The sequence below is a fragment of the Arthrobacter sp. KNU-44 genome (assembly GCF_051843155.1).
Taxonomy (GTDB): Bacteria; Actinomycetota; Actinomycetes; order Actinomycetales; family Micrococcaceae; genus Arthrobacter.
Genome location: NZ_JBPXNG010000002.1, coordinates 734,771 through 757,915, shown reverse-complemented (window position 1 = coordinate 757,915; position 23,145 = coordinate 734,771). Strand labels below are relative to the sequence as shown.

The 23,145-nt window shown below is 62.9% G+C and carries 17 protein-coding genes; 12 read left to right on the top strand and 5 right to left on the bottom strand.

Annotation, left to right across the window (positions count from 1 at the left end; translation table 11 throughout):
* The 5 genes from ACSVHC_RS04285 to ACSVHC_RS04265 all read left to right on the top strand — a co-directional run bounded on the left by ACSVHC_RS04285 (nt 1) and on the right by ACSVHC_RS04265 (nt 9,271).
* Entirely contained in the window at nt 1-2,778 is a 2,778-nt protein-coding gene (locus tag ACSVHC_RS04285; protein ID WP_439180615.1) for a helix-turn-helix transcriptional regulator, read from the top strand.
* Nucleotides 2,775-5,456, top strand: coding sequence for a helix-turn-helix transcriptional regulator (locus ACSVHC_RS04280; protein ID WP_437772934.1), 2,682 nt, complete (start codon nt 2,775-2,777; stop codon nt 5,454-5,456). The genes ACSVHC_RS04285 and ACSVHC_RS04280 overlap by 4 nt, the downstream gene beginning before the upstream one ends.
* A 492-nt stretch (nt 5,457-5,948) precedes the next feature.
* Nucleotides 5,949-7,331 carry a nucleotide sugar dehydrogenase gene (locus ACSVHC_RS04275; RefSeq protein WP_437772935.1) on the top strand — a complete coding sequence of 461 codons (1,383 nt, stop codon included), beginning with the start codon at nt 5,949-5,951 and terminating at the stop codon, nt 7,329-7,331.
* 31 nt (nt 7,332-7,362) lie between these two features.
* A complete protein-coding gene (locus tag ACSVHC_RS04270) occupies nt 7,363-8,367 on the top strand; it encodes a dTDP-glucose 4,6-dehydratase (protein ID WP_437772936.1) in 1,005 nt (334 codons plus the stop codon).
* A gap of 283 nt (nt 8,368-8,650) precedes the next feature.
* Nucleotides 8,651-9,271, top strand: coding sequence for a hypothetical protein (locus ACSVHC_RS04265; RefSeq protein WP_437772937.1), 621 nt, complete (start codon nt 8,651-8,653; stop codon nt 9,269-9,271).
* A 202-nt stretch (nt 9,272-9,473) separates the two neighbouring features.
* Here the strand turns inward: ACSVHC_RS04265 and ACSVHC_RS04260 are convergent, their stop codons facing one another.
* Nucleotides 9,474-10,637, bottom strand: a complete 1,164-nt coding sequence (locus ACSVHC_RS04260; RefSeq protein ID WP_439180614.1) for a chitinase — start codon at nt 10,635-10,637, stop codon at nt 9,474-9,476.
* A 519-nt stretch (nt 10,638-11,156) separates the two neighbouring features.
* Here ACSVHC_RS04260 and ACSVHC_RS04255 point away from each other — a divergent pair.
* Together ACSVHC_RS04255 and ACSVHC_RS04250 are read left to right on the top strand one after the other, a co-directional pair.
* Nucleotides 11,157-12,569: a polysaccharide deacetylase family protein gene (locus tag ACSVHC_RS04255; protein ID WP_439180613.1), complete on the top strand. Its 1,413-nt coding sequence runs from the start codon at nt 11,157-11,159 to the stop codon at nt 12,567-12,569.
* Nucleotides 12,566-13,945 carry a glycosyltransferase family 2 protein gene (locus ACSVHC_RS04250; protein ID WP_437772939.1) on the top strand — a complete coding sequence of 460 codons (1,380 nt, stop codon included), beginning with the start codon at nt 12,566-12,568 and terminating at the stop codon, nt 13,943-13,945. The genes ACSVHC_RS04255 and ACSVHC_RS04250 overlap by 4 nt, the downstream gene beginning before the upstream one ends.
* A gap of 128 nt (nt 13,946-14,073) precedes the next feature.
* On the opposite strand, the gene ACSVHC_RS04245 is transcribed toward ACSVHC_RS04250, so the two are convergent.
* Nucleotides 14,074-14,811 carry a hypothetical protein gene (locus ACSVHC_RS04245; protein ID WP_439180612.1) on the bottom strand — a complete coding sequence of 246 codons (738 nt, stop codon included), beginning with the start codon at nt 14,809-14,811 and terminating at the stop codon, nt 14,074-14,076.
* A 1-nt stretch (nt 14,812) separates the two neighbouring features.
* Here ACSVHC_RS04245 and ACSVHC_RS04240 point away from each other — a divergent pair, with 1 nt between their 5' ends.
* From ACSVHC_RS04240 to ACSVHC_RS04220, 5 genes are all read left to right on the top strand, one after another.
* Nucleotides 14,813-15,049 carry a hypothetical protein gene (locus tag ACSVHC_RS04240; protein ID WP_437772941.1) on the top strand — a complete coding sequence of 79 codons (237 nt, stop codon included), beginning with the start codon at nt 14,813-14,815 and terminating at the stop codon, nt 15,047-15,049.
* A gap of 538 nt (nt 15,050-15,587) precedes the next feature.
* Nucleotides 15,588-18,242 (top strand): LuxR C-terminal-related transcriptional regulator, encoded by a 2,655-nt coding sequence (locus tag ACSVHC_RS04235; RefSeq protein WP_437772942.1) that lies wholly within the window; start codon nt 15,588-15,590, stop codon nt 18,240-18,242.
* A gap of 122 nt (nt 18,243-18,364) precedes the next feature.
* Nucleotides 18,365-19,699 carry a SufS family cysteine desulfurase gene (locus tag ACSVHC_RS04230; protein ID WP_437772943.1) on the top strand — a complete coding sequence of 445 codons (1,335 nt, stop codon included), beginning with the start codon at nt 18,365-18,367 and terminating at the stop codon, nt 19,697-19,699.
* A complete protein-coding gene (gene sufU, locus ACSVHC_RS04225; protein ID WP_437772944.1) occupies nt 19,696-20,208 on the top strand; it encodes a Fe-S cluster assembly sulfur transfer protein SufU in 513 nt (170 codons plus the stop codon). Before ACSVHC_RS04230 ends, sufU begins: the two co-directional genes overlap by 4 nt.
* 68 nt (nt 20,209-20,276) lie before the next feature.
* A complete protein-coding gene (locus ACSVHC_RS04220) occupies nt 20,277-20,414 on the top strand; it encodes a hypothetical protein (RefSeq protein ID WP_437772945.1) in 138 nt (45 codons plus the stop codon).
* Between the two features lie 386 nt (nt 20,415-20,800).
* Here ACSVHC_RS04220 and nhaA read toward each other — a convergent pair whose 3' ends face one another.
* The 3 genes from nhaA to ACSVHC_RS04205 all read right to left on the bottom strand — a co-directional run bounded on the left by nhaA (nt 20,801) and on the right by ACSVHC_RS04205 (nt 23,012).
* On the bottom strand, nt 20,801-22,108 hold the full coding sequence (nhaA, locus tag ACSVHC_RS04215) for a Na+/H+ antiporter NhaA (protein ID WP_437772946.1): 1,308 nt from the start codon (nt 22,106-22,108) through the stop codon (nt 20,801-20,803).
* A 183-nt stretch (nt 22,109-22,291) separates the two neighbouring features.
* The gene (locus ACSVHC_RS04210) at nt 22,292-22,513 is read right to left on the bottom strand and encodes an SCO4848 family membrane protein (RefSeq protein ID WP_437772947.1); all 222 of its coding nucleotides are present in this window, start codon (nt 22,511-22,513) and stop codon (nt 22,292-22,294) included.
* A gap of 1 nt (nt 22,514) precedes the next feature.
* The gene (locus ACSVHC_RS04205; RefSeq protein WP_345449620.1) at nt 22,515-23,012 is read right to left on the bottom strand and encodes a DUF2505 domain-containing protein; all 498 of its coding nucleotides are present in this window, start codon (nt 23,010-23,012) and stop codon (nt 22,515-22,517) included.
* Nucleotides 23,013-23,145: the final 133 nt, after the last annotated feature.

The window sequence follows — 23,145 nt, the reverse complement described above, 5'->3', positions numbered from 1 at the left end:
ATGTTGACAGCAGGCAGTGCATCTACGGTCCATGCCGTTCGGTCCGGGAACGGGTCCCGGTACCAGGCATTCGACGCATCTTCGGCTCCGTCATCGCCTGACGGAACCGGAGGCAAATCGGCAATTTCGACGGCCTGGCCGCCGATTGGACCTAGGGCCGCTGTTGAAGACATCGCCAGTGCGCTGGCAGCTTCCAAGGGTGGTGTCCTTGTTACGGGGCCGTCGGGGAGCGGCAAGAGCTACTTGACTACTCGCGCGGTGAACGAACTACGCGGGCGCTCTTTCGTCGTCGTCATCCGGGGCAGCGCCGCGTTGGCGAGATCACCGTACGGCGCCCTCAATATCCTTTTGAGCGACCTTGACCCGGGATACCTTGCGCATCCCGTCCTGGTGCTGTCGGCGCTCACCAATTTGCTCCGTGAGCGCTCCGAGGGAAAGCCGGTATACCTGGTCATAGAAAACGCGGCCGAGCTTGATGAGTTGGCGGCGATGACAGTGGCCCAACTCGCGAGGAACGGCACTGCGCAGCTTATCCTCACCTGCACCGACCCGCAGCGCCTCTGCGGCGAGATCACGCGGCTTTGCGGTGATGGGTTCCTGCACCGGATAGACCTCAAACCACTGACATTCCAGGAATCGCACGCTTGGCTCGAGGCCGGACTGGGAGCACAGGTCTCTGCGTCCGGCGTCCATGCGCTGTGGACAGCAAGCGGAGGCAACCCCCACTACCTCAAGATGCTCGCTGCGGAGCTCGCCGAATCCGGCTCGCTACTGAAAAGCGACGGCGTCTGGGTCCTGACCTCCCGCAGCGAACAGCACGGCAGGGCGATCACCGACCTCATCACCACGCGGCTTGGGCGAATGGGCGACGGTGAGCGCAAAGTCCTGGAGATCCTTTCGCTGGCAAGGGCCGTGCCCCTGGAATCCCTGCTGGCCCTCGCCCCTGCGGACGATGTGGACTCCCTGGAAAAAAGGAGCGTCCTCGTCGTCGACGATTCGCTGCCCAGGATGGCACGGCTCCAAAGCCAGCTGGTGGGTGACGTGGTCCGGGCGAACGTTCCCCCTGGCCGCAGCAACGAACTCCGGGGCCTGCTCCTTAGGTCGATGAATCCGGACCTTGGGCAACGCTCGATGCTGCTATCCATGGCCGCGTGGGCCTTGGACTGCGGAGCCCAGCTGGGAAGGGAAGAAGCGCTTGAAGCTGCCGCGATCGCGAACCGGCAACTTGATGCGCGGCTGGCCCTGCGCCTGGTCCGGTCCATTCCAGGCCACGCGACCATGCCGGGGGCAATAGCCGAGGAAGCCCGGGCGATGATGACCCTGGGTGACGTCGCCGGGGCCAGGGACCTGCTGAGTCTTCATTTGGATGAACCGGGGGATGAATCCACCCTTGCCAAATGGGTCCGGCTCAAGCTGGCCGAAGCCGCGGTTCTTCTGGCCCTTCCCGAAACTACGGCGCAAGCATGCGAAACGCTGGCCCACGTCCGCCAGCGGCTCGAAGAAGAAGTCGGCGAAGGACAGGACATCGCCGCCTTGCGGGAGGAACTTGTCCTGTCCGAATCGCAGGCAGCCAGCTATTCGGGTTCCTACGTCGAGATGGCAGCAAGACTGGAAGAGGTCCTTCAAGACTTTGAATCGCACGGCACCGAATTCCGCCTCCTTGCCGGAAGCTGGCTGTGCGAGGCGTGGGCCCTGACGGGACGGCAATCCGAGGCGGCGGGCATGGCGGAACAGCTGATGGCTGACTGCCATGATCCCGCTGTTTCGGTCGCCGCAGCCCGGCGCGCCACATCGCGGCTCCGGTTCGCCTTCGTCCTTGCAGGACGGTGGGATAAAGAGGCGGAAATGGTCCAACCCGGCGATGACCTCTTGGTTTCCGCGGCCGAGGCACTGCCCACGGCGATCGATCTTCCCAAAGCGATCTTCCGGTGCCTGCAAGGGCGGGGCCAGGACGGTTTGGACGCGCTCATTCCGGTGATAAGCCAGTTGCGGGTCCAGGACAACGAAGGCATGCTGGATGTCGCGTGCACGGCGGCGGCTTACGCCTCGGCCCTGCAAGGTGGGCAGGAGCAGGCCCTGCGCTATCTGAAGGAAGCTTCCACCCAGCCGCGCCGGCCGACGTGGCGCAAGGAGCGAACGAAGAGGTACCTCGCGGCGTTGGCCCGGGACCGGGTCGACGGACCGGAGGCCGGCGTTGAGGAGCTCCTCCGCCTGGCCGACGCCGATCGGGACGAAGGTGCCCCCGGTCACGAGATCTTTTGCCTCAGTTCAGCGGTCCGCCTTGGCGCAGTTGCAGCCGCTCCACGGTTGTTGGACTCGGCCCTCCGGTGCCAGGGACGATTCGCCGAACTGTGCGTTGCGTATGCGCGGGCGACGATGTCCGGAAGCGCAGAGCTTCTTCTTGAGGCGGCACGGTTGGCAGAAGACATGCAGAACGACAGGTTCGCCTTCGATATCGCTGAGACCGTGTTGCACCTGGACCTGGTTCAGCTGGACAAGACGGCCCTCAGGAAGGCGCGGCAACTCGCGGAGACGTGCCGGCAGCGCTTGCGCACCCCGCAAAGCAGCAACCAAGAGGGGTTGAAGCTGACTGCCCGCGAGATGGAGATCGCCAAGCTGGCGGCGAACCGGGAGAGCAATAAAGGTATCGCTGCGAAGCTCCATGTTTCAGTTCGCACGGTGGAGGGGCACCTGTACCAGATCTTCGGCAAGCTGAAAATCGTTGAACGCTCCGAGTTGAGCTTCGCGCTTGGAAACGTCGAAGGTGGTGCGAAATGACTGAAGTGGTTGCGGCCGATGCGCTCGTCGGACGATACAACGTGATGGCAGCCGTCGTTGACTGCCTTCTTGACGTCAATGGTCCCGGGGTCCTGCTTTTCGGTGATGCGGGCATCGGCAAGACGGCACTGATTAACGAAGTGGTCCATGAATTGGGGCAACGCGTCCGCCCGTTCAGGGTCTTTGCCGGCCCCACCCTGGCCTCGGTACCGTTTGCCGCCTTGGCACCCTTGCTGACGGCCTTGACCCCAAGCCAGATCAACGAACCGTTGTCGGTCCTGAGGGCCGTAGTCGCGGCGCTGAACCCGGCAGGACAGCCGCATCCGGCCCCAGCCGTGCTGATCGTGGAGGACGCACATCACATCGATGACAGCAGCGTGGCTGTCCTGGCACAGTTGGCGGCAGCGGAAGCCGCAAAAGTCGTGTTCTTGTGCCGTCCGTATCCCGCGCCGCCGGCAGAGGTTTTCTCGATGTGGTCCGAAGGGCTCGTGGACCGATTCGACCTGCAGCCGCTCAACGAGCAGGAAGTCAACCAACTTTGCGCCCAGGCCTTGGACGCGCCCGTCGTCCAAGGCACCAGTGCCGTCCTTTGCAAGTACTCCGGCGGAAACCCGATGTTCCTGCTGGAACTGATCGAGCACGCCAAATCGTTGGGCCAATTGGTCTGCCGCAACGACGCCTGGATGCTTTCGGGCGAGCTCCGGGGGACCAGCGTGCGTTTGATGGACCTTGTCCGGAACCAGATCCTGATGCTGGGAGCCGCGCAGCGTGAGACCCTGGAGACCGTGGCACTGGCGGAGCCCGTCCCGCTGAATGTAGTGCAACAGGCCAGCGACTCCAGCGCCGTGGACGAACTGCAGGAACTGCATTTCATCGAGATCGCGTCCGACCCCGAGCGGCATGTCCGGCTGGCCCAGCCGTTGGTTGGCGAAGTGATTCGCCAGCTCGTCCCGACCGCCCACAGCATGACCATCCGGCGGCGCATCGTGAACCTCATGGAGTCCAAGCCCCAGACCATGGACGGACTGCTGCGCTACGTCTCCTGGGGATTGGAATCGGGCACCGAGATTCCGGACTCCGACATCCTGGAAGCGGCCCAGCTGGCCAACCGGTTGTTCATCCCCAGCTACGTGGAGCGGGTAGCCGGCGCGATCAAGGATCCTTCCCTGAGGCTGGCCGCCCAAGTGGAGGTGGCGCGGGCCAAATGGTACCGGGGCGACATCCGGGGAGCGGTGTCGTCGCTTGCGGGGGTCGTGGATCGGACAAATGACCCGCGGACGGTCCGGCAGGCATCGATGTTGGCGGCCCAGCTTGCCGGGCGACAAGGCGTCGGACCGAACGCCATCAAACAGGCCGCGTACGAATGGGAAGCAGCCCTGGCCAGGCTCGTCGAATCCCGTCAGGGGATCGGCGCTGATGAGCTGGAACTCGGGAAGCTGGGAAGCAGGCTCCTTTCGCTGGAAGGCCGCCAAACCGAAGGCCACTACATCGAGACGGAGCGGGAGCTCCGCCAGATCTGGAAAGAAGCGGACGACGACGAGTCCCGCCTCGTCGCGGGCACGCTCCTCGCAGAGGCCATGGCTGTCACTGGACGGCCGGTTTCCGCGATCCAGATTTTGATGGAGATACAGGAGATGGTCGCCAGGAGCGGCGACTGGAGCCTCCAGTACGCGGGGATGGTGATGCGCCGCTACATCCTGGCCTTGCAACAGTCAGGCGAGTTCGGCGTCCTGGAAACGTTCCTCAAGAACCATGTTTCCCAGGCACCGAACTCCCTGATCTATTCAGGCGGGATGTTCCACCTGGCTGCGGGAATGGTGGACCTGCGCCGGGGAGACCTGGGGGTGGCGCTGCCGCGGCTTCGCCAGGCGGTCAGCATGCTGCGTGTCTCCGACATGGGAAGCGACCTGCCCGACGCCGTTGCTGCCGCCGCGTACGCGGCGTCGATCCTGAAACGCCGGGACACTGCAATGACGTACTCAAACGAATACGACGCATTAATCCGGGAAGGCTTGCATCCGTCGCTGTTGGCACAGGGTCATGCGGCAGTAGCGCGAGCCGAGCATACCGGAACGCAAACAGCGATCGCGAGACTCATGTCCCTTGCGGATTCCGCAGCCGCGGACGGAGCCATCGGCGCGGAGATAGACATCCTGATGTTGGTCCTGAGACTGGGAGACCCCGGTGTGGCGCGTCGGCTGATAGCAGTAGCCGAGGGCAGCGAAGGCCGCACTGCGGAGTTTGCCTTGAGCGTCGGGCTTGCCCTCACGCACAAGGACGCGGATCGCCTCATTGAGCTGAGTGATTCGGCAGCCAGGGACGGGCTGGAGCTTGCCGCCGCTGACTGCGCGAGCCACGCCCTGCGGATCCTGGAAAGCAGGGGAGATAAGGCGCGCCAGCTTGAGGGACAGCGGCTCCTCAAGCGCCGAACCGCTGCTCTCGACAAGGCCGGCCCGGCGGTTGAAGGAGTCTCCCCGGATCTCCAGAAGCTGACCCGGCGCGAACAGGAAATCGCAACGCTCGTGCAGTCCGGATCGAGCAACAAGGACATTGCGCTTAGCTTGGGCCTGTCGTTGCGCACCGTTGAAGGTCACTTGTACCGAATGTTTGCGAAGCTTGGGATCAGCCACCGGGAAGACTTGATGAACGGTGGCCACGGCATGCAGGGTGTGGGCTGATCGCACGCGACCCCTATGCCCACTGCGATGGGGTGACCGCTTCCCGGAAGCCGCCTTCCGCCGTCGTGCGCTAGGGCAAAAGGCACGCAAAGGGCCCGAGGCCTAAAAGCGAGTACTGAATCGAGTGGTTAAAAGCGCTCGGACGGGTAGTCAAAAGCCTCGGAAGGGACCGCGTGTCCAAAGACGGGTAGAGCCCACTCGCGCCCGCCCTAGGGGTTCGTTAATACGCTTTTCTTGATGGCAACCGCCACTCATTTGGGGATAAGTGAGTCTCGAGATGAAGCGCAGGAAGAATTCTATGCAACAGGAAAACCTCCCGGTGATCCGGCGAGAAGTCAACTCCAATGCGACCGGTCTCCCACATCCGGCGGGTACCCCAACAATCGAGCCGGCGGCAGGCGGTTATGTGCCCTCTGAGACCAGGGCACATCCCGTTTCGCCGCCGGCTTTCTTTCACATTGGAGACAACACGCACCGGGAGGTCGACTGACCATGGCACCGAACACGAAAGTAAAGACCCTCAATACACAGCCGGGCGGGAGCCCGCAATCTCTGCACACGCAGGCACCAGCTTGGTCTGAGGGTGCGGGAACGCGGACAACCACACAGGACCCGGCTTTTACTTTCGACGTGGCGATCGTGGGAATGGGCTATGTCGGGCTGCCCACGGCCCTGGCGATCAACGCCTCAGGTCGGCGTGTTCTCGGCCTCGACGTGTCCGACGCCCGTCTGGCGGTGATCCGCGAGCAACGTGCAGATCTTCTGGACTCCGACAAGGAGCGGCTCAGCAACGCGCTGTTGGATCCGACCTTCATGCTAAGCAGCGACTTGTCGTTGCTTGCCCGCGCGGCGGCGGTGGTTGTCTGCGTTCCCACCCCCGTGGACGAGTACTTGGTCCCGGACCTCGGTATTCTCCGGGCGGCCTGTGCCTCGGTGGTCGATTTCGCCACCACCGGCCAGTTGCTGATGCTGACCTCTACAACCTACGTCGGATCCACGCGCGACCTTCTGGCCCTGCCCTTGGCTGCGAGGGGACTCATTCCAGGACGTGACGTGTTCGTGGCCTTCTCGCCCGAGCGCATCAATCCTGGCGTGGATTCGTTCTCCCACGAAGACGTTCCCCGGGTAGTCGGCGGCGTGACCCCGGCCTGCGGCGAAGTTGCCGAACGGCTCCTGAGCGCCAGCACCAAACTGGTTCACGTTGTGCCGTCTGCGGATGTCGCCGAAATGACCAAGCTGGTGGAGAACACTTTCAGGGCCGTCAATATCGCTTTGGCCAACGAATTCGCTGATATCTGCCACGAACTCAACATGGAAGTCATGGACGTCATCGATGCGGCCTCCACGAAGCCGTATGGCTTCATGGCGTTCACCCCCGGTCCCGGAGTCGGGGGACACTGCATACCGTGCGACCCGCACTACCTGCTGTGGCAATTGCGCAAGGCCCGCTTGACGGCCCCGGTGATCGAGCAAGCGATGGCCGGGATTGCAGGCAGGCCGCACCAGGTGGTGGAGAAGGCCCGCCGTATCCTGTCGGACCGCAACCACGGTATTGCCGGTGCCCGCGTCATGGTGCTCGGGGTCGCGTACAAGCCCGACGTCGAAGATCTCCGGGAATCCCCGGCGTTGGAAATCATTGCCGCCTTGATCGCCGACGGAGCGGAAGTGGCATTCTCCGATCCTTGGTGCCAGACGGCGCCCGACGGTCACGGCGGGACACTCCAATCCGAGCAATCGCCTGCCGACTGGAGTGCGGACCTGGTGATCCTGCACACGAGGCACAGCCAGATGGAACTTGACTGGCTGGCCGGAGCACCAGCAGTACTGGACACGACGTACCGCTTGCCCAAGGCCGACAACGTAACCCGGCTCTAGATCCACCAGGTTTTCGACGGAAGCAGGAGTAATGAAAACAGCAATAACCGGCGGTGCCGGGTTCATAGGAAGCCACCTTGTTGAGTACTTGTTGGCGGCCGGGGACGAAGTCGCCGTGCTGGACAACTTGTCGACCGGGCGCTTGGAGAACCTCAAAGGCGTCATCGGCCACAGGAACTTCCATTTCATCGAAGGTACGATCCTCGATCGTGACGCAGTGAACAAGGTGGTTGCGGGTGCAGACAGGGTCTTCCACCTTGCCGCCGCGGTTGGCGTGAATCTGATTGTCGACCACCCGTTGGAGAGCCTCCGCACGAATATCCACGGCACCGAAGTGGTCCTGGACTCGGTCTTGGAATCAGGTGCCTCGCTGTTGCTGGCATCCACGAGCGAGATCTACGGCAAGAACACGTCGGACAGCCTCTCGGAGGAAGCGGACCGCATCCTGGGATCCGCGCTCAAATCCCGGTGGACGTACGCTGCGGCCAAGGGTATTGACGAAGCATTTGCCCACGCATACTGGCGCCAATTCGGGTTGCCGGTTGCCATCGTGCGGCTCTTCAACACGGTGGGCCCGCGGCAGACGGGCCGGTACGGAATGGTTGTTCCGCGACTTGTGCGGCAGGCGCTCGTCGGTGAGCCCCTGACTGTATACGGAGACGGCCACCAGACCAGGTGCTTTTCCTACGTCGGCGACATCGTTCCCGCCATCGTCCGTATATCCGAGGAACCCCTTGCCTACGGAAATGCGTACAACCTCGGTGGTAGCTACGAGATTTCCATCCTGACGTTGGCCGAGAGGATTGTTGAACTCCTTGGGAGCGGCAGCACCATCACCTTGGTGCCTTATGAGCAGGCGTACTCGGAAGGCTACGAGGACATGCGCAGGCGGGTTCCGGACAACAGCAAGTCCTTCGGGCTTGTTGGCTTCGAGCCGAAGACCACCTTGGATGAAATCATCCTCAACGTCGCGGCCGACTACAAACCGGCAAAAGTCCTGGATCCCGCAGGTTGGAAGATCACGCTCGCATCTTGAACCAAGGGACGGGAAAGCCTACAGCGTAAGGACAGGCGGCTGGGTGAGTGGAGTATGCGCTGACCGGTCGCCTGCCCCTGTCCAAGGAAAGATCCGACGAACCCTTTTCCAGGAGCACGATGTGAATCGCCCAGCATCCGGGCCGAGGCGCCACAGCCGGGGCGGAGTGTCTGTACTTGCGGTCCTTACCCTGCTGACGGCGGCCTGCACCGGTCCAGGACCTTCCCCGAGTCCGACACAATCAGCCACAACGGCCGGCCGGTATCCATGGCACACCGGGATCGTGTCCACGACTTTCTGGGTTGGCGAGATCTTTGATCCCAAGGCTGCAGACGGGAGCCAAGTGATGTCGACATACGACTCCCAATGGATGCAGAGCTACGGAGGCTGTGACGGGGTCGTGACAAACGGCTGCAAGACCGAGGCGAGAACGCAGGCCAAAGGATACGCGCCCACCAGCATGACTCCGAAGGAGAACCCGTTCTACCTCGATCTTCCCTACGATGACGTCAACGATCCCACCGCGTTCGCCGAAAGGGCCAGCGTCATTCCGTGGGCCAACGATCCAGGTTTCGCGGGCAATGCCCAGAACCGTTCCTTCAGCTACATGAAGAACCAGTGGGTGAGGATCCGGATGGGCAACCGCGAATGCTACGGACAGATTGAAGATGCCGGTCCGGGGCAATATCACGACAAAAATTACGTTTTCGGATCCAATGATGCACGTCCAGTCAACAAGAACTTCAACGGAGCCGGAATGGATGTCTCGCCTGCGCTCAACGGGTGCCTTGGCTTCTCCGAGCTTGACGGCGAGTCGGACAAAGTCGACTGGCAGTTCGTGCCGCGGGACCAGGTTCCCGCGGGACCGTGGCTGAAAATCGTCACGGTCAGCCAAGTGAAGTAGCACCGGCCGCCGGGGCCTTCCAAGTAACCCGGTAAATCAGCCCGGTACGGGCAGTCCCTCGAAAATTGGAGGTATCCATGCAGTGGCTTAAGAAGCTGTTTCGACACGGCAACGGGAGGCACCTTGCCCGCCCGGCCGAAGCCAAGGACCAGAACAGGGCGGAACGTCCAAGCCAGGCATGATCGCTTGTTAATCGGCGGGGTCAAGGCAGTTTGGCGTGGAATCCTGCACCCAACAAGTCGGAGAAGCGTTGGGTTCCTTGATCGATGCCGCTACACACGTGGCTGGCCGGATCCTCAGGGGTGTCCTGCGGGCACGACATGTCCCGGTTCAAGGACCACATGGAGACTCGTTGAACTCCCTTGCTGATTGCGAAGGAGTTCAATCCGCGAGCCGCATCGAGGTCGAATATCTCGCCTGGGAGATCGTTCCGGCCGATCATGGGGGTCAATCCCATCTTTCCCCAGATCTGTTCGCTGTTGAGGGTGGTTCCTGCGCGCTGGTAGATGATGCTGAGCTGATCGTGGGTGGACTGGGCCGCCGAGGTTCCGGCATCGAGCATGCTCTGCGATTGACTCCGGCTTGAACCGTAGTTCATGGTCATGATGTTGACCCCGGAGAGCTGGACGCCGGCGGCGAGCATCTGGTCAACGGCTGATGTCCCGGCGTCGGTCAGCCCTTGCGGGGTGACCGGAAGGGTCAGCCAAATTGAAAGGGCGTGCCCTTCCTTGATCCGCTCCTTCTGGAGGGCAGCGATGGCTGCGGCTCGGCGCTGCCAGGCTGCGCTGTCTGCCAGGTTGTCGCCCTCGATGTCAAAGTCGATAGTTGCGGGGTTGTAGTGCTCCAGCACGGCCCGGTAGGCCCTTTCCAGATCTGTTGCATTCTGGCAGGAGTTGGCGAGCTCACTGTTCACTGAGCCGCCGAAGGACACAGCGAAGGCGCCGCCGTTTGACCGTAGCCTGGCGATACGCTCTTCGAGCTTGAGCGAAGTCTTCGCGGCATCGAGACTGTATGTGCTACCCCAACTCGGTGTGCAGGCCTGTCCAGCCATTGCCACCACAAACGCCAGCGTGACGTTCTTGGTGCCCTCGCCCACGGGTGTCTCGAAAGCGTACTGAGGGACCACAGTGACGTCGACGTAGCCGGAAAACCACGGGGGCTCGAGGGAACCGTTTGCGTCCGTAGTAAACCGCCACACGAGGATGCCTCCCATCCCCAGCACCACAAGGATGGCGGCAATGCAGGCTCGGGCGAAACCTGACAGCCGGCGGAGAGGTCCAAGGGTTTGGGCAGACCAGCCACGGACTTCACGCGCCCCGCCCGCCTCAGCCGAAACGGACGTGCCGCCTCCCTGCTTCCTGGACACTCTCTTCCGCCATCCTTAAACTCCGACTGCCCTGATTGCACCATTTGACCACGAACAGATCGGATTCGCCCCTGGCTGCGCCCTGAGGTTTGATTCCGGTGCTTTAGGCGCGGAGCGCACGAGTAGTGGCGCTGTCCGGACGTCAAGGTTGAGTGTAAAGACGGGTAGAGCCTACTCGTGTCCGTCGCCGCCTCAATTCTTACGCTGATGGTGTCAGTTGGTGGAGGGCAACGGGGGAAAGACAGGTCTCGCAATGGAAACGGACTCTCTGGTCCGAGCGGCAACAGGACGCGGCGGATTTATCCGAGAAGGCGTTTACCTGGAGTTCGAGCCTGCTCTTGGGGGATTCAGCACAGTCCCTCCCATCGACCCTGCGCCGATTGACGGTGCTGCCGAACGGCAGCGCGCCCTCATAGAGAGGGCCCCTGAGCGGGGGCCGGTGGTGAATAAGCCTTTGAGACCGAGGCTTCCCCCAGTCGCCACCGGCCCCTTCAGGAACCGCGGCAGCGCGGGTTGGCGATGAGCTCCCGGAGGAAGGGTGTCGCATCCGGCCCGCTCCGAACTTCGAGGAAGCGGGCAGGCCTGTGGGCTGCCTCGTGGGTGTCGGTGCTGCTCTTGTTGACGGGCGCCACATCGCTGATCAATGGAAACCAAGCTCCCCTCGTTGGGCCCGGGGACGACACCCCCACACCTTCTGCCGCCCCGCTCTCATCCGTCAGCTTGACGTTTGATGCGGGCCGGTCAAGCCAGATGGAGGCGGCCCGGATCTTGAAGGACCACGGCCTCCGGGGCACCTTTTTCATCGACTCCGGCTTTGTTGGCGCGCCTGACTACATGACCACGGACAATCTCCACAGCTTGGCCGCGGACCAGAATGAAATCGGTGGCCATACGGTCACTCTTGCTGATGTGACCTCGGTAGAGCCGGACGAAGCCTCGAGGCAGATCTGCAACGATCGGGTGAACCTCACGGATTGGGGCTTCAAGGTCACCTCTTTTGCCTATCCGTTTGCGGCTTCAACGCCAAAATCGGAAGAACAGGTCGCCGGTTGCGGCTACAACAGCGCGCGTGGCCTCGGCGAGATAACCACCCCGATCGACTGCGCGGGCTGCGCGGCCGCGGAAACTGTCCGCCCCGCCGACCTGTTCCGGACAAAGGCAACATCGGAGGTCGGCAGCAAGTGGTCATTGGCCGACCTTGAGGCGACAGTAACGCAGGCCGAAAAGGCCGGGGGCTGGTTGCAGTTGACCTTCTACGACATCGATAACAGCGGCAGTCTCCGCTCCATCAGCCCCGCGTTGTTCGAACAATTCGCCACCTGGCTGGCGGCCAGGACCCAACAAGGGACCATGGCCGTGCGGACGGTACATGACGTGATCGGCGGCGTGGCGAAACCCGTGGTGAACGGTCCTGGGGCGGCGCCGGCAGCACCTGGGAAGAACGCCCTTCGGAATCCGGGGCTGGAAACCGCTGGAAAATATGGCTTACCGGAATGCTGGCAGGTATCGTCCTATGGCAAGAATGCCGTGGTCCTGAGCACATTGACCCCGGGACACAGTGGTGCGGTGGCCCGTCGCCTGGACGTGACCGAATATTCGTCCGGTGACGCGAAACTGCTTCCCGTCCTCGATCTGGGAGCGTGCGCTCCGAGCGTGAGTGCCGGCCACAGCTATTCGCTCAGGGCGTGGTACCAGTCCACCGCAAAGACCCAGTTCGAAGTGTATTACCGCAACAATCTGGGCACGTGGACCTACTGGACGGCCAGTCCGTGGTTCGCGGCCAACACCAGTTATGAGCAGGCGATCTGGGATACGCCGCCCGTTCCGGCAGGAGCCGAGGCCATCAGCTTTGGAATGAACCTCTTCAGCGATGGCCAGCTTGCTACCGATGATTACGAAATGTACGACACAGTGGGAGCTCCGTCGCCGTGATAGTTCTTTCGATCTTTTTGGTTCTGGGGGTAAGCACGATCTTTTGGTCCCTTGCCGGGCTGGTCCGCCTGACCAGTGAGGAGTGGTGGCGGGTCCAGGGGTTGTCCTCCCGGACCCGCGGATGGATCGCCCTGCTGCTCGGCGGCACGGTGCCGATCCCTCGACGTCAACGGGCCCGCCATCGTTCGAAGGGGGTGCGGATCTCCCCGGCGAATGTCGCGGTCCTCGTGGCCGCCCACAACGAGGCTTTGGTCATCAGGGAGACAATCCTCGCTGCGTCCGCATTGGTCCCTCGACGCAACATCCACGTCGTTTCGGACATGTCCACTGATGACACGGCCGCAATTGCGCGGGCCGCAGGTGTGAAGGTCCTTGACCTCGAACCGAACCGTGGCAAGGCAGGCGCACTCGCCGCGGGCATCGCCCATTTCGATCTGTGCAGGCGGTTCAAGGTAGTCATGCTCCTGGACGCAGACACCCGCCCGACACCGGACTACCTCGAAACCGGGCTGCCGTTGTTTGACGATCCCACCGTGGTCGCCGTCGCGGGACGCGCCAAGTCGATCATGAGCCCGGCGCCTCCGACGGCGATCGGCCGCTTCTTGGTGGCCTACCGGGAGCGCTTGTACATTGCGGTCCAACTGCTGCTCAAGTACGGCCAGGCGGCGCAGGGCGCCAACGTCGTCTCCATCGTGCCTGGATTTGCCAGCATGTACAGAACCAGCGCGCTCGCAAAGATACAGGTCCTTGCGCCCGGACTGGTGATCGAAGACTTCAACATGACGTTTGAGATCCATGCGAAGAAACTGGGACGAATCGCGTTCCATCCCTCCACAGCTGTTGCGTACACCCAGGATCCGGACAACCTGAAGGACTACATCAAGCAGGTGCGGCGGTGGACACTTGGTTTCTGGCAGACCGTCAGGCGGCACGGCCTGCAGTTCAGCAGATTCTGGTTTGTCCTCGGGCTGTACATTGTTGAGCTCATAGCCAGCTGCCTCTTCTTCGTGCTTCTGGTGCCGGCATTCCTGCTATCGTCCCTCGCTGCGGTCGAAGTGTGGATTTTTGGCAATCGATCGGAAGTTTTTATCTTTCTGTCGGGTGTCCTGCGGCCTCAGGACGTTCTCATCGGAGTCTTCCTGCCGGACCTCTTCTTGACAGTCCTTGCCGCTGTTTCGATGCGCAACCCGCGCTTTCTGTTGATGGCTCCCTTCTTTCCGCTGATGCGGATCCTGGACGCGGTCATCTGCCTCCAGGTCTTGCCCAGGGCGTACTCGGCGAATTCGTCGGGAGTCTGGGTCAGCCCCGTCCGGCGGATCCAACGCGAACCTCAGGAAATCGCGACTCCGGGGCCTTCTGTAGTGCGGACAGGTTAGGGCACAGGCGTTGGCCTAGTGTGCGGACACGCGGACGCCCATGCCAGGCAGCCATTGCGGCTGTGTGGCATGGGCGTCCGACACTCCCGGAGTGCGTAGTGTCCTGCTGACCCGGGGGTCCCGGGATATTAGTTGGTGACTCCCGAAGTCGTGACAACGTTGAGCCACGGACCGGCCGGCACGCTGGCGCGGTCAACCAAACGCCACGATACGTGGTCATTGTCGCCGTTCAACTGAGCGAAGCCCAGGCAGCCGTTCAGGGCAGGGGACACGTCCATGCCTGCACCCTGGCTCGGGTCGCCGGAGAAGGACTTGTTGGCCGGACGGGCGTTGTTCGCGCCGAACACGTAGGCGGAATCGTGGTAGAGCGAGCCGCTGGAGGGGCCGGCATCTTCAACTTGTCCGTAGCAAACGCCGCCATTGGGGCCGGTGATCTGGACCCATGCGTTCTTCATGTAGCTGTAGCTCGAGTCCGCGCAGTGGTTGACGCCGGTTTTGGCGTTGTCCGCGGCGGCCCACGGAATCACTTTGCAACGCTCGGCGAAAGCGACGCTGTCATTGACGTCGTCGTAAGGCAGATCCAAGTAGAACGGGTTCTGCAAAGGCTTGGCCTGGTGCAGCGGGAAGTACCCATTGCTGGCTACGCGCTGTTCCGTGGCGCACTGGAAGCTCGTGCCGGTGCCGGAACTGACTCCGTCACAACCGCCGTAAGTGCTGCCGGGGCAACCGCTTGCGCCGGACGGAGTGGTTCCCATGTTGACGCCAGTGTGCTGCAAAGCCCACTGGCCGTTGTAAGTGGAGCAGACCTGGGAGCCGTCCGAGAGGCTGGCGTTGAAGATCTCGCCCACCCAGAAGGTGGTGCTCACGATGTTGGTGTGCAGGGGGTATGTTCCCGTCACAGGCAGGGGCGCAGCCGTTGGTGCGGGCGCGCTGGCGGCTGTTGCGGTCGGAGCCGGCGCAGCTGGAGCGGGCGTACTCGACGGCGCCGCGGCCGGAGCATTGCTGGGCGTCGGCGTCGGTGCCGGCGTGGCGGTGCGAGTTGGCGCGGATGAAGGGGAGGGTGATGAGCTGGGCCACGAATATGAACCGCGGTCGCCGGCCTGATAGGAGGATTTGTGTGATGACTGGACAGCGGAGATGGTGGCGAACCCGCCGAAGGCAAGTAGCGCCACGGCGACGAGAGCCGTGAACAGGTGTTTCATATTTTGGGTGACATATCTGTTGGGGACATAGACATACGAGACCTGGGCAATGGATGGGCGAACTGCAGGCGCACACGCCGCAGTGTCGTGCACGGCCAAATGGCGTGCAACGACAGAGTTGTCGGGAAAATCGGCTGCGCTTCAACTCCCCAGAAGTAGCCAGCCGGAACTTACTCTTGCCGCACCAGCTTACACAGTCAGATCACAGGGCGGTAACAGATGAGGCAAATCCCGCGGGAAACCCGGGTTGGAAACGACGCCGTGGTGCCTCGCGGGGAGGCTCCGTGGAGCAGGGATGTTTCGTGCGAGTGGCCCCGCAAAACCAAGTAGTTACCACTCAATCCAGGATCGAAACCCGAAGGTAACGTTTGGAAATGACACCGGTCCGTGCCACTGCCGTCAGGAACGTGTGTCCGGCGGCCCGAAGATGAGACAGGACCATGGACGATACCGAAGGGACCCACACCTCGCCCCCGATCATTCGGGCCGCGGAGCTCCAGGAGATTGCTATTGCCTTGTCAGGGCCGGAACCCGCCGGGATAGTCATCTCGGGGCCGGGGGGTTCAGGAATGACCACGCTCTTGGACGCAGCGGCCTCGGTGCTGAGCGGTTCCTTCAGCGTGATCGCCCACAACGTCTCGGAGTCATTCGCGGACATTCCGTTTGGAATCGCCATGGCACTTGTTCCGGAGCTGCCAGCCAGGGCCAAGGTGTGGCCGGGTTCCATCGTGGCGGCTTGCCGCAAAGCAGTGCGTGGCGCAGCGACACCCGGATCTGCCGCCTTGCTGGTGCTGGACAACATAGATTTCCTGGATGACATGTCTCTTTGGCTCCTGAGCCAGCTGCTTGTCGAACCGGACATCCGCCTGATTGCCACCCACCGCTCCGACCGGCCCTTGAGAATGGAACTCATGGAATCCGTGGTGTCGCGGCAGCTGTCCGTGGTGACGCTGGACGATCTCACGCAGGAGCAGCTTCGCGAATTCCTTGATGATCGCCTCGGCGGACGGGCGGCCCGCAGCCTGGTCCGGGACATCCATGCCCTCACCGGAGGGAACGTGCAAACTGCGAAGTTGCTGTTGGACGAAGCCGCAGGGCGTGGCGAGATCGTGGAGCAGGCTGATTCCTGGATGTTGTCCGGACCGATCCGCTTAGACGGCTCGCAAGCGCTCGAGCTGACCCGCCACCGGCTTGAGGGCTATTCCGTGCCACAGCGGCAAGTCGTGGACTTCCTGGCTGTGGGGGAGCCAATACCGCTGGCCGTCCTTGAACAACTTGGCCAAAAGCGGGCGATCGAAGCGCTGCGGGCCGACGGAACGATCCGAGTCCTGAAAGACGGCCAGAAGACGGCAACGCTCAGCCACGCCATCGAAGCGCGGCTGGCCCGGCAGCAGCTGGGACCTGAACGGATCCTCGAACTTCGACGGGGCATCTACGCGACGAGCTCAACCGTTGCCGATGACTCGCTCTGGACCCTGTTCCGTCGCGTGGACCTTGAACAGGCAAGCGGTTTGCCGGTGCCCGACGCCGATCTTTTGACCGTGGCCATTGCCGCAAACGATGTTCACGACAATCGGAGGGCCCGGCGGGCCGCGGAAGCGGTGCGGGCGCCGGAACTCGAACTGGTTGCCGCTGTGGAGCTGGCACGGGCGCTCTACCAGACAAGGGATTTCCCCGGGGCTGTGACGGTCTTGAAGGGTCTGGTGGCAAACACCCCGGACGTCCTGACTGTTGACTTCGCCCACGCGGTATGGCTTCTGCTGCGTGCCCTTTTGCCGACATCGCCCGGGGCAAGTGTCCTGCAGGCGGTCCTCCAGGATGCCCGACGGCGGCTGGAGGCTGCCGCTGTCGGCCTCCAGCCGGGCGAGCCAGCCCATCTTGACGAGTCTGCGGTCCGGGACGAACTGGATGTCCTCCAGCTGTATCTGGATGCCCAAAACGGCAGCTGGCCTTCAGCCAACGGTGAGCTGTTCCAAAGGCTTTGCCATAGCCAATTGGTCGATCCTGGATTGCGTACGGAGCACCATCCGCCACCGCCCGTCCAGGCCGGCGTGCTGTTGATGGCGCTCGTCTCCCAAGGGCTGGCCGTCAGCGGGCGGTTCGCTGACGCCGTCGCTCTTTCGACTCTGGCCCTCGAAGCCGTGGGGCGGCTGCCACGGTGCCCCGTGGACTTCCACTCCACCGTGCTGACCATCCACGGGTCCAATCTGATCTGGCGCGGGCAATGGGGTGGCCCCGAAATGTTCTGCGCCGGAAGTTCCAGCTTTAGCAACCGGATGAGCTATTTCGGCGGGTCTGCGCATCTCTACAGGGCACTTGTACTTGCCAGGCAAGGGAGCCTGGAACTGGCATGTGAACAGTTCCGCCAAGCCAAGGCCCGGCTGGATGAAGCCGACCCTGAAGGGCTCCTCCCACCGGCCCTCGGCGGACTTGCCGCGGCTGCGTGGTTGCTGGGCGACGTCAACCAGGTACGCCGGGCACTGACGGCCTACGATTCGAGGTCCAGCGGAGGGAACTATCTTGCTTCGCAGCTCGCCGAAAGCTATTCGTCCGCCGCCCGGTCAGTGCTGATTGGCGCTGAGCACTCGCACCGGAAACTGCTCCAACTTGCCGGGTCTGCCGCCAAGAAGGGGCACCGGGCGCTTGAAATGTTGAATCTCGGCCTCGCGGCCCGAACCGGCAGCCGGGGAGACCGGCAGCTTGGGGCGGGAGTGTCCGAACTGGTGTGGAGCGCCGAGTCCGGCATGCCGTCGGGACAGGAAGCAGGACAGGAAATGGGAACAGGGCAGCTAAGTATAGGTGAACCTCAGCAAGGGTCAGACGAGGAGGAGGCTTTCGTTTTTGACGAGCCCCGCCCGGCCAGTCCGGAGGCCGCGTCCTCGGTCCTTCCCGGCGTCGTCAAGCTTTCACAGCGTGAACGCGAAGTGACTGCCTTGGTGGCCTCAGGCCTAAGCAGCGCGGAGGTGGCTGCCCGATTGGGTATCGCCGTGAACACGGTCAACGCCCACCTGCAGCGGGTTTACGGCAAGCTGGGAGTGTCACGTAGGCAGAAGCTTTCCGAACTGTGGGACGAGTTGGCGAAGCCGGAGGAGTAGGGCCAACGCTCCGCGGATGAAGGCAGAGAAGCCGATTGGTGGGACAATTACTACGTGACGCCGCCACTCATGGCGGTCAGCCGCTGGCGATTGCCACGTAGTCCTAACGAGGAGCACCGGTTTTGACAATGGTTTCCACCCCCGCGTGGGGAGATGCCCAGGTTTCCGCACTTGATGACGATGAAGTCCGCCGCATCCGCAACGACTTCCCCGTTCTTGGGCAGGAAATCAATGGCAAGCCGCTGGTCTACCTCGATTCGGGCGCAACTTCGCAAAACCCCCGGAGCGTGCTTGAGGCTGAGCAGGAATTCTATGAACAGCGGAACTCAGCCGTCCATCGCGGCGCGCACCACCTTGCGGTAGAGGCCACGGACGCCTTCGAAGACGCGCGTGCCACCGTGGCCCGTTTTGTGGGCGTGCAGGACGATGAGTTGATCTGGACCGCCAACGCCACCGCAGGGCTGAACCTGCTGGCCTATTCGTTTTCGAACGCCAGCGTGGGCCGGGTGGGCGGGGAAGCCGGGCGCTTCGCCCTCAAGCCGGGCGACGAAGTGCTTGTCACCGAAATGGAACACCACGCCAACCTGATCCCGTGGCAGGAACTGTGCCGGCGGACCGGAGCGAGCCTCAAGTACATTCCCCTCGACGGCACCGGTGCGCTGCGTCTCGAGGAAGCAGCACACCTCATGACCTCGCGCACCCGGATCGTGGCCTTCACCCACACTTCAAACGTGCTCGGGAATATCAACCCCGTTGACGTGTTGGTCGGAATGGCACGGCAAGTAGGCGCGTTGGTGGTCCTTGACGCCTGCCAGTCTGCGCCACACCTCCCTTTGGACTTCAAGGCCCTCGACGTGGACTTCGCCGTGTTCTCCGGCCACAAAATGCTGGGGCCCACGGGAATCGGCGCGGTCTATGGCCGCAGCGAACTGCTCAATGCCATGCCCCCGTTCTTGACCGGCGGTTCCATGATCACCACAGTGACCATGGAGGAAGCCCAATACCTGCCTGCCCCCCAGCGTTTCGAGGCCGGAACCCAGCCTATTTCGCAGGCTGTGGCCCTCGCTGCCGCGACGAACTACCTTAGCGAAACGGGGATGCAGCGGATCGCCCTTCGTGAGGCGGAGCTCGGCCAACGGCTTGTTACGGGCCTCAGCGCCATCGATGGGGTGCGTGTGCTGGGCCCCGGGCCGGGGGAGGAACGGACCGGTCTTGCCGCGTTCGATGTCGCCGGAGTGCACGCTCACGACGTCGGGCAGTACCTCGACAATCTGGGCATCGCTGTCCGCGTGGGCCACCATTGTGCCCAGCCGTTGCACCGCAGGCTGGGCCTGAGCGCCTCCACGCGGGCCAGTACCTACCTCTACACCACATCCGACGAAGTCGACCTGCTGGTGGAGGCCGTTGCCCAGGTCAGGCCTTACTTCGGGGTAACCGCCGCCGGAGCCGCATCATGAGCGCCCTGGATTCCCTGTACCAGCAGCTGATCCTGGAGCATTCCAAGGCCCGCAGCGGCGGAGACCTTGCCAAGCTTCCGGCTGCCGGAACGGGCATCTCCGGGACAGAACAGAGCTACACGGGACAGAGCCACCAGCTCAATCCGATTTGCGGTGACGAAATCACCCTCCGGCTCAGTCTCGGCACCGCCGGAGACGGGCAGGCCGTCACGGAAATCCATTGGGACGGTGACGGCTGCGCCATTTCGATGGCGTCGGCGTCCATACTCAGTGAAATGGCACCGGGCATGTCCCCGGTGGCCCTCCGCAACACGATCGATCACTTCCGGGAATTGATGCGTTCACGCGGCAAGCTGGAAGCGGATGAGGAACTGCTCCAAGACGCTGCCGCGCTGGCCGGCGTTGCCAAATATCCTGCCCGGGTAAAGTGCGCCATGCTCGCGTGGGTTGCTGCGGAGGACGCGCTGCGCCAGGCCGAGGCGAGCCAAGGGGTGTCCCCGGCTCTCTAGTGCGGGTGGTTCGAGGTCGAGTACCGTCCACTCTATTCCGGGCAGTGGTCCGGACTTAGCCTCGAAGCATGATTACCTTGGAGAGCAGGCGCGAATGGCGCCAGAGCCAGCATCGGGTCCGCCGGGCGGAATTCGTTGTTGTGGGTTTGTTGCTCGCCCTCGTCGCCGCGACAATTCTTGCCGCCGTCGCGGGACTAGTGCAGTAAGGGGCGAATGCTCCAACGCAGCATGCTGCGGCGTTCACGCCTGACTATTTATAGCTTTGGAAAACCGTACGGCAAAGAAAAGCTCGGACCCGCAATAACCGGTCCGAGCTTTTTTGTACCGTTGGCCTAGTCACCGCATCATTTGGGTACCGCTGCGATGAGCACCGAAATCGTCATGAGACCGAGAATTGCCCAAACAAAGAACAATGACCAGTTCTTCTCTTGGGTTTTCCTGTGGGCCCCATGCCACACTCGTTCCATACTATTCGCGTCCATAGCAGCAAGGTATTCCTGCCGATACCGCCCAAACAGCGTGCCAACCACCCCAATTGAAAGCGGCATTACTCCAATTAAAATGAGGGCTACTCGTGTGCGGCCCCGCCACGTCAGGCGCGGGTAAAAACGTCAGGCACGCCGTCGCCGTCGTCGTCCCTTTGCTCTTCCTGGGCCACGCTGCGGTAGTGCCGGTTGCGGGCTTTGAGCACGACGGCGGCAATCGCCGCCGCCGCGAGCGAACCGGCGAGGATGGCCACTTTCGCGTGGTCATCGTGCGGGGAACCGGAACCGAAGCCCAGCTCGGCGATCAGCAGGGAGACGGTGAATCCGACGCCCGCGAGCAGGGCCAGCCCTGCGACGTCGATCCATGCCAGGCCGTCGTCCAGCCGTGCGCGTGTGGTCTTGGTGATGAGGAATGTGGTGCCGAAGACTCCTGCCGTCTTACCCACCACGAGGGCCAGGACGATGCCAACCGCCACGGGATCGAGCAGGGCGGCACCCAGTCCCTCGGCGCCGCCCAAAGCCACGCCGGCGGAGAAGAACGCGAAAACAGGCACCGCAAAGCCGGCGGAGAAGGGACGCAAGCGGTGTTCGAAGCTTTCGGCGAGCCCGGCCGCTGGCTCACCCTTCTTGCCTGAGGCCACGACTGGCACGGCGAATCCGAGCAGGACTCCGGCGACGGTGGCGTGGATTCCCGAGGCATGGACGAAGGCCCAGGTGGCTGCGGCCAGGGGGAGGAGGAGGTACCAGCTGCGCACCCGTTTCTGGACCAAGAGCGTAAAGAGGGCCAGGGGCACAGTGGCGGCCATCAGCATGAAGGGCTCAAGACCGCTCGAGTAGAAGAACGCGATGATGCCGATGGCAATCAAGTCGTCCACCACGGCCAGTGTCAGCAGGAAGGTCCGCAACGCCGCGGGCAAATGTGTGTTGATGACGGCCAGCACTGCCAGAGCGAAGGCGATGTCAGTGGCCGTAGGGATGGCCCAACCCCTGAGGGTTTCCGCGCCCGAGCCGAAGTTGACGACCATGTAGATGAGCGCGGGAAGGATCACGCCGCCCACCGCTGCCGCAACCGGGACGATCGCTTTTGCGGGCTTCCGCAGTTCCCCGGCCACGAATTCACGCTTGAGCTCCAGCCCCGCGATGAAGAAGAAAACGGCCAAGAGCCCGTCCGAGGCCCAGTGGCCCAAGCTCAATTCCAGATGCCAGGGAGCGTAGCCGATCTTGACTTCGCGCAGCGCGAAGTAGCCGTTGGCAAGGGGTGAGTTTGCCCAGACGAGCGCGGCCACCGTGGCGGCGAGCAAGAGCGCGCCACCAACGGTTTCAGTGCGGAGAATAGCCAGGATCCGTTGATATTCCGGGAAACTGGATCGGCTGAACACCTTCGAAGGGGCAGCGGGGCGTCGGCGGTTAGCCATGTGGCTCCTTGGGGAGTTGCGGGTCGACAAAACTGTTGCCGACCAGACTTCCCGGCGCACCTGTATTCCACTTTAGCGGAACGGTCACCCACCCGGCCGCGGCCCCCAACTAACTCGCAGTTAACGTCGTTATGAGGCGTCAAAACGACAACAAATGCGAGCCAGTTGGGGACGGCAGGGGCGTTACGTGAGCAGCGCCGCGATCCCGATGACCGCCGTCGCGAGTCCGAGCACCATCGAGATGGTGACCAACACGACGTGGACCGTGAGGAACTTCGTGGCTTTCCCGTTGGCGTCGCGGGCACGCGAGTCTGCCATGACGCGGCGCAGGAACTGCGGCCACACGATGAGGGACCACGCACCTGCGATGATCAGCACAATCGACAGCCCGGCTGCCAGCTGCACGCTAGTGGCTTTCGAGCCAGGCCTGGGCCTGCTGGGACTGGATGTTCAAGGCCTTGCCCACCATCGGTTCGGCTGCGTCGGCGATCTTGCCGCCGAGGAACGGAACCGACGACGTGACGGCACCTTCGAGCTCGACGCGGGTGTTGCCGCCGTCGGCCACCAGGCGCTGCGCTGCCGTAACATCCAGCGGGGCGCCGGAGATCTTAAGGGAGATGTTGCTAGTCCGGGAACCATCGGCCGTCGGGGCGTCCCACTTCTCGGTCTGGGTGACGGTGAGCTTCTCGCCCACGAACTTGCGGGCGATCTCCGGGAGACGCGTGGTGGGCAGGGTGCGGACCGTGATGGTCGTGAAGGCGCCGGAGGTGTCGCCGTCGATCTGGAATGATTCCAAGGTGCCGCCGACGTACTCGCTCGTGTGGCGCAGGAAGTCTTCGTCGATGAAAGTGGCGGCTACGCGGTCGACGCCGTAGGGCAGGGTGGTGGATGCGTTCAGGGCCATGGGGGTCCTCCGTGAATATCTCGGTTGAAAGCTCTTGCGGCTCCCAAACATCCTACGGTGTGGTCGGGGTAGGCTAGGAACGCCCCGGGATTCGAGAGAATTTCGGGTTTTCGTGCTGCCTTTCCCCATCCGA

Excerpts from the sequence above, each read along its gene's own strand:
- ACSVHC_RS04285 (WP_439180615.1), top strand. The coding sequence starts at position 1 with ATGTTGACAGCAGGCAGTGCATCTACGGTCCATGCCGTTCGGTCCGGG.
- ACSVHC_RS04280 (WP_437772934.1), top strand. The coding sequence starts at position 2,775 with ATGACTGAAGTGGTTGCGGCCGATGCGCTCGTCGGACGATACAACGTG.
- ACSVHC_RS04275 (WP_437772935.1), top strand. The coding sequence starts at position 5,949 with ATGGCACCGAACACGAAAGTAAAGACCCTCAATACACAGCCGGGCGGG.
- ACSVHC_RS04270 (WP_437772936.1), top strand. The coding sequence starts at position 7,363 with ATGAAAACAGCAATAACCGGCGGTGCCGGGTTCATAGGAAGCCACCTT.
- ACSVHC_RS04255 (WP_439180613.1), top strand. The coding sequence starts at position 11,157 with ATGAGCTCCCGGAGGAAGGGTGTCGCATCCGGCCCGCTCCGAACTTCG.
- ACSVHC_RS04240 (WP_437772941.1), top strand. The coding sequence starts at position 14,813 with ATGTTGGTGTGCAGGGGGTATGTTCCCGTCACAGGCAGGGGCGCAGCC.
- ACSVHC_RS04235 (WP_437772942.1), top strand. The coding sequence starts at position 15,588 with ATGGACGATACCGAAGGGACCCACACCTCGCCCCCGATCATTCGGGCC.
- sufU (WP_437772944.1), top strand. The coding sequence starts at position 19,696 with ATGAGCGCCCTGGATTCCCTGTACCAGCAGCTGATCCTGGAGCATTCC.
- ACSVHC_RS04220 (WP_437772945.1), top strand. The coding sequence starts at position 20,277 with ATGATTACCTTGGAGAGCAGGCGCGAATGGCGCCAGAGCCAGCATCGG.
- nhaA (WP_437772946.1), bottom strand. The coding sequence starts at position 22,108 with ATGGCTAACCGCCGACGCCCCGCTGCCCCTTCGAAGGTGTTCAGCCGA.
- ACSVHC_RS04205 (WP_345449620.1), bottom strand. The coding sequence starts at position 23,012 with ATGGCCCTGAACGCATCCACCACCCTGCCCTACGGCGTCGACCGCGTA.